Below are 12,515 nucleotides of genomic sequence, written 5' to 3'. Positions count from 1 at the left end.
GCGCTCACGCGCCTGCGATCGGCTCCACCCCGGTCACATCCACGCCGCGCAGGGCCTCGCCCACGCAGCCGTGGCCGGGGAACGGCACATCGGCGGCGATCTCGGCCAGCGGCACCAGCGCGAAGGCGCGTTCGTGCAGGTGCGGATGCGGCACCCGCAAGCCGGGTTCGTCCACCACCTGTTCGCCGTACAGCAGCAGGTCGAGGTCGAGCACGCGCGGGCCCCAGCGGCGCGCGGCCTGTTCGCCGCCGCGCTCGCGGCCGGCACGGCGCTCCACCGCCAGCAGCGCCTCGAGCAGGGCGCGCGGGGCCAGCGCGGTCTCCAGCACGGCCGCGGCATTCACGAAATCGGGCTGATCCAGCCGCCCCCACGCCGGCGTGCGGTACAACCGCGAGGCCGCCACCAGGCGGCAGCCGGGGATCGCGTCCAGCGCATCCAGCGCGCCGCGCACCGCCGCCACCGGATCGCCCAGATTGGCGCCGATGCCGATGCAGGCGCGCACGACCTCGCTCACGCGCCGCCACCCGGCTTGCGCCGGCGCCGCCGGCGCTTGCGCGGGGCGTCGTCCGGCTCGGCGGCATCGGGAGACACGGACTCCGCATCCACCCCTGCCACGGCATCGGCAGGTTCGACGGTGGCCGCGGTCGGGTGCAGCTGCGCCTCGCGCCAGAACGCGACATCTTCGGCATGCGAATCCGAGGCCGCCAGCCGCAGTTCGAGGAAATCGAACGCAGCGCGGAAGCGCGGGTGCGCCAGCAGGCGGAACACGCGCTTGCGCTGGCGCAGCGAGAAGCGCGGCTGCAGCAGCCAGATCTCCTGCATCGGCAGCGAGAACCGCCGCGGCAGCGCGGTGCGCGCCAGCTGGTGGAGGGTCACGCGGTCGGCCGCACGCCGCTGCGCCTCGGCCAGGTGCACGCCCTGCGCCTGCAGTTGCGCCAGCGCCCGGCAATAGGCCGGCCACAGCAGCACCGCGTACAGGAATGCCGGCGACACCGGCTCGTCGTTGGCCACCCGGCGATCGGTGTTGCGCAGCCCCTGCACCAGCATCCGCCGCAGCGCGCCGGAGGAATTGGCCGCCAGCGCCTGCGCGGTCTCCGGCAGCAGCACTGGCAACAGGCCGGTGGCTTCCAGCTGCTCGAAGCTGGCCACCGCGTGCCCGGCCAGGAACAGCTTGAGGGTTTCCTCGAACAGCCGCGCCGGCGACGCCTCGGCCAGCAGTGGCGCCAGGCGCGGGATCGGCGCCGCGGTCGCCGGCTCGATGCTGAAATCGAGCTTGGCCGCCAACCGCGCCGCGCGCAGCATGCGTACCGGGTCCTCGCGGTAGCGCGCCTCGGGCTCGCCGATCAGGCGCAGCACGCGCGCCTGCACGTCGTCGTAGCCACCCACGTAGTCGCGCACCGAGAAATCCTCGATCGCGTAGTACAGCGCGTTGGCGGTGAAGTCGCGGCGCACCGCGTCTTCCTCGATGGTGCCGTAGATGTTGTCGCGCAGCAGGCGGCCACTGTCGTCAGTCTGGCGATCGCCCTCGTCATCGCCGCCATTGGCGCGGAACGTCGCCACCTCGATGATCTCGCGTCCGTACACCACGTGCGCGAGGCGGAAACGGCGGCCGATCAGGCGGCAGTTGCGGAACAGCGCCTTGACTTGCTCGGGGGTGGCGTCGGTGGCTACGTCGAAATCCTTCGGATGCCCGCCGATCAGCAGGTCGCGCACCGCGCCGCCCACCAGGTAGGCCCCGAACCCGGCCTCGCGCAGGCGGTACAGCACGCGCAGGGCATTCGGGCTCATCTGCTTGCGGGACACCCCGTGGACATCGCGCGGGATCACGCGCAGGTGGGGGACGGGCGGCGCGGGGGAAGCGTGGGTATCGGTCATGCTGCGGTCGGCGGCGAAGATAAGGGGCGTTGCCATTGGCGGACGCAGCCTTTTATACTAGCAAGCTCGGCGCGTCCTTCCGATGCCGCCGGCCGGTCGTCCAGCCGGCTGACTCCAATGCTCCCTTCGTCTAGAGGCCTAGGACGTGGCCCTCTCAAGGCTAAAACACGGGTTCGAATCCCGTAGGGAGCGCCAATCCCGGAACCCGCGCGCGAGCGCGGGTTTCTTTTTTTGCGCGACCGCAGGGATGAGGACCCGCAGGGTTCGACTGCGATGCCTGGAGCATTGCAGGACAGCCGCAGGCTGCCCGGAGCGCAGCGAAGGGGCGGCACAGGACGTGCCGCCTCCATCCCGTAGGGAGCGCCATCCATACCGAAGGCCCGCGTCGCTGACGCGGGCCTTCGCGTTTTGCGACCCGCCACCCGCCTGCTATCGCACAGGCCGCGGCGTTAAACTATGCGCAACGCAGCATCGCCATACGGACGCCCCATGCCTTTCGTCGTCACCGAAAACTGCATCAAGTGCAAGCACACCGACTGCGTGGAGGTGTGCCCGGTGGACTGTTTCCACGAAGGCCCGAATTTCCTGGTGATCGACCCGGACGAGTGCATCGACTGCACCCTGTGCGAGCCGGAATGCCCGGTGGGCGCGATCTTCCCGGAAGAGGACGTGCCGGCCGGCCAGGAGGTCTTCGTCGGCCTGAACGCGGAGCTGGCCAAGCAGTGGCCGGTGCTGACCGTGCGCAAGGACCCGCCGGCCGACCACGCCGAATGGGACGGCAAGCCCGGCAAGCTGGCGCTGCTGGAGCGCTGAGCCACGGCGGGCGCGCGCCCGCCGAAACCCCTGGCCATGGGCTGATACGACGCAGGGCGCCCAAGGGCGCCCTGCGTGCATTCGCAATCGTGAGCCGGCCCGCGATTACGGGGCGATCACCGCCTTGAGCGCCGCGATCAGCTTGCCCGCGGCCTCGCCGCTGGGCGGCAACCCGCGCGGGTCCACCGCCGAGACGAAGGCGCCATCGCCAGCCTTGGTGACGCGCACCAGGAACTTGCTGTCCATGTAATCGACGTCGTAGGTGCCGAGGATCTCGGCCTTGCTGGCGATCTGCACGCCGGGCGTGGCCGCGAGCACCTCTCCAACCTTGGCGAACACCGCGTCGCGGTCGGCGGGAACCGCGAACCCGGTGGCCGCCTGCGGGCGTGCGGGCGCGGTGGACGCAGTGCCAACACTGGCACTACTGCTGGCCGGCAGTGCCATGGCCTTGTCGGCGGCCGGGCGGTCCAGGTCCGGCGGGACTTCCAGCGGCCGCGCCTCACCGCTCAGGGTGTACAGCTCGTTCTTTTTCTTGAACCAGTGGCAGCCGGACAGGCCGGTCACCAGCAGGACGGCGACCAGCGGCGCGGCGACCTTGGACATGCGGGGGGCGTGGTGCATCTGGTTCTCCTGTCAGGCCGCGTCGCCGCGGCCGTTGGCTTGTTCGAGTTGGCGGATGGCCGCCTGCAGGCGCTCGGCCTGGGCGGCGTGTGCGGATGATAGCGGTTGCAGCGGCAGGCGCAGGCCGTGGCCGATGCCGTCGAGCGCCAGCAGGGCCTTGACCGGGATCGGGTTCGGCTCGATCCCGAGGAAGTGGTACAACTCCACCAGCGCCTCGTTCAGCGTCGCGGCGGTCGCGGCATCGCCCGCCAGCGCTGCGTCGCACAGGCGGCGGAAGCTGCGCGGCACCACGTTCGAGGCCACCGAGATCACCCCGTCGGCGCCGGCCAGCATCGCCCGCAGCGCGGTCGGGTCGTCGCCACTGAGCACCACGAAATCCTCGCGCCGCAGCGGCAGCAGGGCCTGCATGCGCTCTTCCTCGGCGCGCGCCTCCTTGATGCCGATGATGTTGGCATGCAGCGACAGCTCGCCGGTGGTCTCCGCCAGCATGTCGCAGCCGGTGCGGCCCGGCACGTTGTAGAGCACCACCGGCAGCCCGCCGTCATCGGCGACCGCGCGGAAATGCGCCAACAGGCCCGCCTGGGTGGGGCGCACGTAAGGCGGCGTCACCACCAGCGCCGCATCGGCGCCGAGGCGGGCGGCGCGGCGGGTGGCCTGCACCGTCTTGGCGGTATTGGACTGGCCGGTCCCGGCCAGCACCGGGATGCGTCCGGCGCAGGTCTCCAGCGCGTGCCGCAGCAGGCGCTCGTACTCTTCGTCGGACAGCGCGGCGGCCTCGCCGGTGGAACCGGCCACCACCACGGCCTGGGTGCCGGCCGCCAGTTGCGCCTGGAGCAGGCGCTCCCAGGCCGGGAAGTCGATGTCGCCCGCCGCGGTGAACGGCGTGGCCAATGCGGTGATGCTGCCGGAAAGTCGCAAGGGGAAAGGTCCGGTTCGCGCGGCCCGGAAGGCACGGCGCAGGGCGGGAAATGGCGCGGGATGCGGATGCAGTTGCGCGCCGATCTTACTTGCGGCTGGAAAGCGGCGGCAAGTATGCTGGCAGCCAATCCCGCCCCTCCGCGGCGGGGTCCCCTCGATTTCTGGTATCCCGCATTGAGCAAGACCGCCGCACGGCCCTCCACCAACGAAAACCACCTGCTGATCAACGCGTACACCACGCATCCGCAGTCGCCGCTGCTGGCGGTCACCCGCCGCATCGCCGATTCTGGCTGCAACTTGGTGGATGCGCGCCTGGCGACGGTGGGCCGCGACGTGTCGGTGAGCGCGTTGGCGACCGGTTCGTGGGACGCGGTGGCCAAGCTGGAGACCATGCTGGCCAAGCTGGAGCGCGAGGAAGGCCTGAAGCTGGTGTGGTATCGCACCGGCCCGAAGTCGCTGCAGTCCAACCTGCTGCCCTACGTGGTGGAAGTGATCGCCGCGGACAAGCCCGGCATCCTGTTCCAGCTGGCGGATTTCTTCGACCACCAGGGCATCACCATCGAGAGCCTGCACTGCTCGCGCTACCGCGCGATGCAGACCGGCGCCGACATGTTCTCGGCGCAGCTCACCATCGGGGTGCCCGCGGACATGCACATCGCCGCCCTGCGCGACGATTTCCTCGAGTTCTGCGACCACCTGAACCTCGACGCGATCATGGATCCGATGAAGTACTGAGGACAGCCCGCACGATGATCGACACCGGCGACCGCATCCCCGACCTGCCCCTCGCGCTCTCCGGCGGCACCGCCGCCCGCCTCGGCGGATACGCCGGCAAATGGCTGGTGCTGTACTTCTACCCGAAGGATTCCACCCCCGGCTGCACCACCGAAGGCCAGGACTTCAACGCCCTGCTGCCGGAGTTCGAGCGCGCCGGCGCCGTGGTGCTGGGCGTCTCCAGGGACTCGATCAAGTCCCACCAGAACTTCCGCGCCAAGCAGGGTTTCCGGTTCGAGCTCGCCAGCGATGCCGACGGCGCACTGTGCGAGGCCTTCGGCGTGGTGCAGCCGAAGAAGCTGTACGGCCGCGAATACCTCGGCATCGTGCGCAGCACCTTCCTGATCGACCCGTCCGGGGTGGTGCGCCGCAAGTGGCAGCCGGTGAAGGTGCCCGGCCATGCGCGCGCCGTGCTCGAGGCACTGCAGGCCGAACAGGCACAGTGACCATCCCTGCCCTCCCTTCCCTCCACTGCCCCGCCCCGCGGGACGCGGTGGCCCGCTGCTGTCCGACCCGAGGAACCACCGCATGACCCGGAGCAAGCGCATCTACGTCCTCGACACCAACGTGCTGATGCACGACCCCACCGCGCTGTTCAAGTTCGAGGAGCACGATGTGTACCTGCCGATGCAGGTGATGGAGGAGCTGGACAACGGCAAGAAGGGCACCTCCGAGGCCAGCCGCAACGCGCGCCAGGTCAGCCGCTTCCTCAACGAGCTGATCGAGGCGCACGGCAGCAGCGACGTCAGCCAGGGCATCCCGCTCGTGCGCCCGCAGGGCCTGCAGCTGCGCGGCGCCGAGAGCGCCGGGCGGCTGCGCTTCCAGACCGGCGACTTCGACGCCGGCAAGCGCTTCGGCACGGTGATCCCGGACAACAACATCCTCGGCGCGATCCTGGTGCTCAAGCAGCAGGAACCCGGCACGCCGGTGGTGTTCGTGTCGAAGGACATCAACCTGCGGATCAAGGCCTCGATCGCCGGCATCGCCAGCGAGGACTACGAGAACGACCGCGCGCTGGACGACTTCAGCCTGCTCTATACCGGCGCCACCGCGCTGGCGGAGGACTTCTGGCAGCGCCACGGCAAGGACCTGAAGTCGTGGACCGACAAGGGCCGCACCTACTACGAGATCGCCGCCGGCGAGGGCGAGGACTGGTATCCGAACCAGTTCGTGTTCCTGCCCGGCGACGAGCAGTCGGAGATGAAGGTCGCGCGCCTGCAGGACGGCAAGGTGGTGCTGCAGATCGTGGACGACTTCCGCCACGGCCAGCATGCGGTGTGGGGCATCACCGCGCGCAACCGCGAGCAGAACTTCGCGCTCAACGCGCTGATGGACCCGGAGATCGACTTCGTCACCCTGCTCGGCACCGCCGGCACCGGCAAGACCCTGCTGGCACTGGCCGCGGGCCTGGCGCAGACGATGGACGCGCAGCGCTACCGCGAAATCATCATGACCCGCGCCACCGTGAGCGTGGGCGAGGACATCGGCTTCCTGCCCGGCACCGAGGAGGAAAAGATGACGCCATGGATGGGCGCGCTCACCGACAACCTCGAAGTGCTCACCCACAACCAGGAGGGCGGTGCCTGGGGCCGCGCGGCCACCAACGACCTGCTGGCCAGCCGCATCAAGATCCGCTCGCTGAACTTCATGCGCGGGCGCACCTTCCTCAGCCGCTATCTGATCCTGGACGAGGCACAGAACCTCACGCCCAAGCAGATGAAGACGCTGATCACCCGCGCCGGCCCCGGCACCAAGATCGTGTGCCTGGGCAACGTGGAGCAGATCGACACGCCCTACCTCACCGAGACGACCTCCGGCCTCACCTACGCCGTGGACCGCTTCAAGTCGTGGGCGCACAGCGCGCACGTCACCCTGCGCCGCGGCGAGCGCTCGCGTCTGGCCGACTACGCCTCCGACGCGCTCTGACCGTCCTGGCCGGCGATGGCCTGCGCCCCATCGTGCAGGGCGCGCAGTGCGGTGGCCAGGTCCGCGAAGTAGCCGTCCGGACGGTCGCGCCGCACCAGCTGCGCCCGCACCAGTTTGCGCAGCACGCGCGGATTGGCGCCGCACAGCACCACCTTCACGCCGCGCCGGTGCAACGCCTCGATGGTGGATTCCAGGCGCTTGAGGCCGGTGGCATCGATCAGTGGCATCCGCTCCAGCCACAGCACCACGTGGCGCGGCGGCTGCTGCGACCAGGACAGCGCGCGTTCCAGCGAATCCACCGAGCCGAAGAAGAACGGCCCGTCGATCGCATACACCACCACGCCCGGCGGCAGCGCCTGCAGCCCCGCCTGCGCCAGCTGCTCGCGCAGGCTGTGCGCCCCATGCTCGACCACGTCCACCGCCGCGCTCATGCGGCGCATGAACTGGAACATCGCCAGAATCACCCCGATGTTCACCGCCACCACCAGGTCGGTGAGGATAGTCAGCGCGAAGGTGATCACCAGGATCCCGGCATCCGCGCGCGGCGCATGCCGCAGCAGGCGCAGGAAGCGATGCGCCTCGCTCATGTTCCAGGCCACCACGAACAGGATCGCCGCCAGCGCCGCCAGCGGCACCTTGCCGGCATACGGTGCGAACACCAGCAGGATCAGCAGCAAGGTCAGCCCATGCACGATGCCGGCCAGCGGAGCATTGCCGCCGTTGCGGATGTTGGTGGCGGTGCGCGCGATCGCGCCGGTGGCGGCGATCCCCCCGAACAGCGGCGAGAGGATGTTGGCGATGCCCTGCCCGATCAGCTCCTGGTTGGCATCATGGCGGGTGCCGACCATGCCATCGGCCACCACGGCCGACAGCAGCGATTCGATCGCCCCCAGCATGGCGATGGTGAACGCCGACGGCAGCAGCGCCATCCAGTGATCAAACGAGGCTGCCGGGAACTGCAGCTGCGGCAGGCTGCGCGGAATCGCGCCGAAGGTGGACTCGATGGTCGCCACCTTGTCCAGATGCAGCAGCTGCACGGCCGCGGTGGCCACCAGCATGGCCAGCAGCGGCCCGGGCACGCGCGCAAGCCCGGGAATCCGCGGCCCCCACAGCGCCAGCGCCAGGCTCAGGAGACCGATGGCGGTGGTCTCGACGTGCAGCTGCGGCAAGGCCTGCAGCAAGGTCCAGGTCTTGAGGTAGAACGGCCCGGCGCCGGGTGCCGGCAAGCCGAAGAAGTACTGCCACTGCCCGACCCAGATGATCACGCCGATGCCGGCGGTGAACCCCACGATCACCGGATCGGGGATGAAGCGGATCACCGACCCCAGCCGCGCCCAGCCCATCGCCACCAGCATGATGCCCGCCATCAGGGTGGCCAGCATCAGGCCCGCCACGCCGAACTGCGCCACCACGCCAGCCAGGATCACGATGAAGGCGCCGGTCGGCCCGGCGATCTGCACCCGCGAGCCGCCGAACAGCGAGACCGCGATCCCGGCGATGATCGCGGTGTATAGCCCCTGCTCCGGCCGCACGCCGGAGGCGATCGCAAAGGCCATCGACAGCGGCAGGGCCACCACGCCGACGATGGCGCCGGCGACCAGATTGCGACCCCAGTGTTCGCGCCGAAGCATCCCGGCGCGTGCAGCCTCGAGAATAGCGATCATGCCTGGCTCCTGCGTGCTTTCAACCGTACCCCACGGCCCCCATCGAGGCTGGGTGCGCCTTCACCGATCAGCTCGACCCCGGCCGCTTCCAGCGCCTCGACCACCCGGGTCAGCGACTCCACCACCCCACGCACATTGCCCGCGCTGGCCTCCATGCGCTGGATGGTCGGCAACGACAGCCCCGCCATCTGCGCCAGAGTCTTCTGGTCGATGCCGAGCAGGGCGCGCGCGGCGCGCATTTGCTGGGAGCTGATCATTACATCATTCCTGATACTTTAAACATCAAATATAAAATTTTATACACCCATTCCCACCCCATCCGCAACAGGCCGGCGCCAGCGCTTTGACGGCGTCATTCGGGCATCGCCGGACTGGGAAAAATGCTGCTAGACGCCGCGGCCAATCCCATTCAACGTGCTTCTGCTTCCGTTGCGATACGGAGAGGCGTTCCGGGCAAGCTTGCGGTTCGGCACGCAACTGGATCAGAACGGGGAGTGCCCTCCGGTTCCCGCCCGCAGATGCAAAGCAAAAGGGCCAATGAGCGTTAACTCATTGGCCCTTTTGCGTTTTAGATGGCGCGCCCGGAAGGATTCGAACCTCCGACCCCCAAGTTCGTAGCCTGGTGCTCTATCCAACTGAGCTACGGGCGCAAAGAAGAAGCGGAATTATGGGGAAACCCCGCCTGCTCGTCAACGGAAATTTTCCGTCTCGATGCAAATTTTCGCGTTTCGCCGCAAGTGGCGGAGACTGAGGGATTCGAACCCTCGATAGAGCTTTTGACCCTATACTCCCTTAGCAGGGGAGCCCCTTCGGCCTCTCGGGCAAGTCTCCGTTGAGGCGATCCGCGAGCCGGCAAGGATACAGGCTCGAGCGCGTTCCGGCAAACCTCAAGGCGATTTTTCCCCGCCCTTGCCTTCTTCGCCGCTCTGGATGCGCTGGTAGATCTCTTCCCGATGCACGGCCACGTCCTTGGGCGCGGTGATGCCGATCCGCACCTGGTTGCCCTTCACGCCGAGCACGGTGACGGTGATCGCATCGCCGATCATCAGGGTCTCGCCTACCCGCCTGGTCAAGATCAACATCGCGCAACTCCCCTGTCGCTGGCGCTCTTGCACGCCCGGGGATACGGCCGCGCAGACATCCAGTCTATCTTTATCCGATCATACCGGCCCGGCTTCCGCTTCGACAAGCCGAACCCCGCCTGTTCCGCGGGCGCGGGGCTCACACCCGCTGCCGCACCCAGTCCGGTACCCCGGCCAACGCCGCGGTCAGGGCCGGGCCGTCCTCGCCACCGCCCTGGGCCATGTCCGGACGGCCGCCGCCCTTGCCATTGGTCTGGCGCGCGACATCCGCCAGCACCTCGCCGGCCTTGACCTTGCCCAGCGCGGCGCCGGAGACGCCGGCCACCAGCGCGGCCTTGCCGCCTTCGGCCCCGGCCAGCACCACCACCGCATCGCCCAGCTGCTGCTTCAGGCGATCCATGGCCTCGCGCAGGGCCTTGGCGTCGAACCCTTCCAGGCGCGCGGCCAGCACCTTGATGCCGGCGACCTCCTGCGCCTGCGCGGCCAAATCGCCGGTGGCGCTGGACGCCGCCTTGGCCTTGAGCTGCTCCAGCTCGCGCTCGAGCTTCTTCTGGCGCTCCAGCAGCGCACGCAGCTTGTCGGCCACATCGCTTGCATTGCCGCCCAGCAGCTGCGCGGCCTCGTGCAGGCGGTGCTCCTCAGTCGCCACGTAATCCAGCGCGCCCTGGCCGGTGACGGCCTCGATCCGGCGCACGCCGGCGGACACGCCGCCCTCGCTGACGATCTTGAACAGGCCGATGTCGCCGGTCCGCACGACGTGGGTGCCGCCGCACAGCTCGGTGGACGCATCGCCGAAGCGCAGCACGCGCACGCGCTCGCCGTACTTCTCGCCGAACAGGGCGATGGCCCCGAAGTCCAGCGCCTCCTGCATGCCCATGTGATGGATCTCGCCGGCGTGGTTGGCGCGGATCTGCGCGTTGACCCGGCGCTCGATCTCGGCCAGTTCCGCCGCCGTGACCGGCTGGAAGTGCGAGAAATCGAAACGCAGCCGGTCCGGCGCGACCAGCGAGCCCTTCTGCTGCACGTGGGTGCCCAGCACCTCGCGCAGCGCGGCGTGCAGCAGGTGGGTGGCGCTGTGGTTGAGCACGGTGGCGCCGCGGCGGGCGGCATCGACCGCGCCGTGCAGGTGGTCGCCCACGCGCAGGCGGCCGAACTGCATGCGCCCGAGGTGGCCGTGGAACTGGCCGGCGAGCTTGAGGGTGTCGGTCACCGTGAAGCGGCTCTCGACCCCGTCCAGCTCGCCGGTGTCGCCCACCTGGCCGCCGGATTCGGCGTAGAACGGAGTGGCATCGAGGATCACGATCGCCTCGTCGCCGGCCTCCACCGCCTCCACCGGCTTGCCGTCCTTCAGCAGCGCCAGCACCGCCAGGCCGCCGGCCTCGAGCATGTCGTAGCCGAGGAAGCGGGTGGGGGTGAGCCGCGCCACCAGCTCCGCCGGCAGCTGCACGCCGCCGCCGAACTTGCCGGCCGCGCGCGCGGTTTCCTTCTGCTGCGCCATCGCGGCATCGAAGCCGGCCACGTCCACCGTCATCCCGCGCTCGCGCGCCATGTCCTGGGTGAGGTCGAGCGGGAAGCCGTAGGTGTCGTACAGGCGGAAGGCGTCGGCGCCGGGAATCACGCCATCCGTCACCCTGGCCGCCACCTCCTCGAAGATGCGCATGCCAGCATCCAGGGTTTCCGCAAAGCGCTCCTCTTCCGCCAGCAGCGCGCGCTCGGCGGTGGCACGGCCTTCGCGCAGTACCGGGTAGGCCTCGCCCATCAGCCCGTCAAGGGTGGCGACGAGCTTGTGGAAGAACGGCTGGCGCACGCCCAACATCCAGCCGTGGCGCAGGGCGCGGCGGATGATCCGGCGCAGCACGTAGCCGCGGCCTTCGTTCGAGGGCAGCACGCCATCCACGATCAGGAAGGCGCAGGCGCGGATATGGTCGGCGATCACCCGCAGCGACTTGTTCTCCAAGTCGGCCGTGCCGGTCAGCTCGGCGGCGCGTTTGATCAGCGTCTGGAACAGGTCGATCTCGTAGTTGGAATGCACGCCCTGCAGGATCGCGGTGATGCGCTCCAGCCCCATGCCGGTGTCCACGCAGGGCGCGGGCAGCGGCGTCAGGGTGCCGTCCGCGGCGCGGTCGAACTGCATGAAGACGTTGTTCCAGATTTCGATGTAGCGGTCGCCGTCCTCGTCGGGCGAGCCCGGGGGACCGCCGAAGTGGTCGGGGCCGTGGTCGTAGAAAATCTCGGTGCAGGGGCCGCAGGGGCCGGTATCGGCCATCTGCCAGAAGTTGTCGGAGGCGTAGGGCGCGCCCTTGTTGTCGCCGATGCGGATGATGCGGTCTTCCGGCAGGCCGATGTCGTCGCGCCAGATCGCGTAGGCCTCGTCGTCGGTGTGGTAGACGGTGGCCAGCAGGCGCTCCTTCGGCAGCTTCCAGACCTCGGTGAGCAGCTCCCACGCCCAGGCGATGGCCTCTTTCTTGAAGTAGTCGCCGAACGACCAGTTGCCCAGCATCTCGAAGAAGGTGTGGTGGCGCGCGGTGTAGCCCACCGAATCGAGGTCGTTGTGCTTGCCGCCGGCGCGCAGGCAGCGCTGCACGTCGGCCGCGCGCACATAGCTGCGCTTCTCCGCGCCCAGGAACACGTCCTTGAACTGGACCATGCCGGAATTGGTGAACAGCAGGGTCGGGTCGTTGCCGGGCACCAGGGGTGCGGACGGCACGATGGTATGGCCCTTGGAGGCGAAGAACTCCAGGAAGTCGCGGCGGATGTCGGAGGTGGTCTTGGCGGGCGTATTCATGCGGGCATCGGAAAGTGGCGGGCAGCCACGCGCCCGCAGGCCGACCACGATGCGGCC

The 12,515-nt window shown here is 69.2% G+C and carries 12 protein-coding genes and 3 tRNA genes; 5 read left to right on the top strand and 10 right to left on the bottom strand.

The window, feature by feature from the left end; genetic code table 11:
* Positions 1-4 precede the first annotated feature (4 nt).
* Together folK and pcnB are read right to left on the bottom strand one after the other, a co-directional pair.
* Positions 5-514, bottom strand: coding sequence for a 2-amino-4-hydroxy-6-hydroxymethyldihydropteridine diphosphokinase (gene folK / locus EDC34_RS06800; RefSeq protein ID WP_114960223.1), 510 nt, complete (start codon positions 512-514; stop codon positions 5-7).
* Complete coding sequence (pcnB, locus tag EDC34_RS06795) at positions 511-1,788, bottom strand: polynucleotide adenylyltransferase PcnB (protein ID WP_425598048.1); 1,278 nt, start codon at positions 1,786-1,788, stop codon at positions 511-513. The genes folK and pcnB overlap by 4 nt, the downstream gene beginning before the upstream one ends.
* Positions 1,789-1,994: 206 nt before the next feature.
* Here pcnB and EDC34_RS06790 point away from each other — a divergent pair.
* Together EDC34_RS06790 and fdxA are read left to right on the top strand one after the other, a co-directional pair.
* Positions 1,995-2,070: transfer RNA gene (locus tag EDC34_RS06790), tRNA-Glu, on the top strand.
* A 294-nt stretch (positions 2,071-2,364) separates the two neighbouring features.
* A complete protein-coding gene (fdxA, locus tag EDC34_RS06785; RefSeq protein WP_114960224.1) occupies positions 2,365-2,688 on the top strand; it encodes a ferredoxin FdxA in 324 nt (107 codons plus the stop codon).
* A gap of 105 nt (positions 2,689-2,793) precedes the next feature.
* On the opposite strand, the gene EDC34_RS06780 is transcribed toward fdxA, so the two are convergent.
* The gene (locus EDC34_RS06780) at positions 2,794-3,309 is read right to left on the bottom strand and encodes a hypothetical protein (RefSeq protein WP_114960225.1); all 516 of its coding nucleotides are present in this window, start codon (positions 3,307-3,309) and stop codon (positions 2,794-2,796) included.
* 12 nt (positions 3,310-3,321) lie between these two features.
* Positions 3,322-4,227, bottom strand: a complete 906-nt coding sequence (gene dapA / locus EDC34_RS06775; protein ID WP_114960226.1) for a 4-hydroxy-tetrahydrodipicolinate synthase — start codon at positions 4,225-4,227, stop codon at positions 3,322-3,324.
* Positions 4,228-4,341: 114 nt separating this feature from the next.
* Here dapA and EDC34_RS06770 point away from each other — a divergent pair, with 114 nt between their 5' ends.
* From EDC34_RS06770 to EDC34_RS06760, 3 genes are all read left to right on the top strand, one after another.
* The gene (locus EDC34_RS06770) at positions 4,342-4,962 is read left to right on the top strand and encodes a glycine cleavage system transcriptional repressor (RefSeq protein ID WP_114960227.1); all 621 of its coding nucleotides are present in this window, start codon (positions 4,342-4,344) and stop codon (positions 4,960-4,962) included.
* 14 nt (positions 4,963-4,976) lie between these two features.
* Positions 4,977-5,447: a peroxiredoxin gene (locus tag EDC34_RS06765; RefSeq protein WP_114960228.1), complete on the top strand. Its 471-nt coding sequence runs from the start codon at positions 4,977-4,979 to the stop codon at positions 5,445-5,447.
* 82 nt (positions 5,448-5,529) lie between these two features.
* Complete coding sequence (locus EDC34_RS06760) at positions 5,530-6,927, top strand: PhoH family protein (protein ID WP_114960229.1); 1,398 nt, start codon at positions 5,530-5,532, stop codon at positions 6,925-6,927.
* Here EDC34_RS06760 and EDC34_RS06755 read toward each other — a convergent pair.
* The 6 genes from EDC34_RS06755 to alaS form a co-directional block, all read right to left on the bottom strand.
* Entirely contained in the window at positions 6,906-8,591 is a 1,686-nt protein-coding gene (locus EDC34_RS06755; RefSeq protein WP_114960230.1) for a SulP family inorganic anion transporter, read from the bottom strand. The genes EDC34_RS06760 and EDC34_RS06755 overlap by 22 nt on opposite strands.
* Positions 8,588-8,848: a helix-turn-helix domain-containing protein gene (locus tag EDC34_RS06750; protein ID WP_114960231.1), complete on the bottom strand. Its 261-nt coding sequence runs from the start codon at positions 8,846-8,848 to the stop codon at positions 8,588-8,590. Before EDC34_RS06750 ends, EDC34_RS06755 begins: the two co-directional genes overlap by 4 nt.
* Positions 8,849-9,164: 316 nt before the next feature.
* Positions 9,165-9,241 (bottom strand) — tRNA-Arg (locus tag EDC34_RS06745).
* Between the two features lie 88 nt (positions 9,242-9,329).
* Positions 9,330-9,422, bottom strand: a tRNA-Ser gene (locus EDC34_RS06740).
* Between the two features lie 56 nt (positions 9,423-9,478).
* A complete protein-coding gene (csrA, locus tag EDC34_RS06735) occupies positions 9,479-9,673 on the bottom strand; it encodes a carbon storage regulator CsrA (RefSeq protein ID WP_114960232.1) in 195 nt (64 codons plus the stop codon).
* 139 nt (positions 9,674-9,812) lie between these two features.
* The gene (gene alaS / locus EDC34_RS06730; protein ID WP_114960233.1) at positions 9,813-12,458 is read right to left on the bottom strand and encodes an alanine--tRNA ligase; all 2,646 of its coding nucleotides are present in this window, start codon (positions 12,456-12,458) and stop codon (positions 9,813-9,815) included.
* Positions 12,459-12,515 lie beyond the last annotated feature (57 nt).

It is taken from the genome of Thermomonas haemolytica, assembly GCF_004346265.1.
GTDB classification, from domain to species: Bacteria; Pseudomonadota; Gammaproteobacteria; order Xanthomonadales; family Xanthomonadaceae; genus Thermomonas; species Thermomonas haemolytica.
Note: the sequence above shows the minus strand (reverse complement) of the source record. Positions and strands in the feature narration are given on the sequence as shown.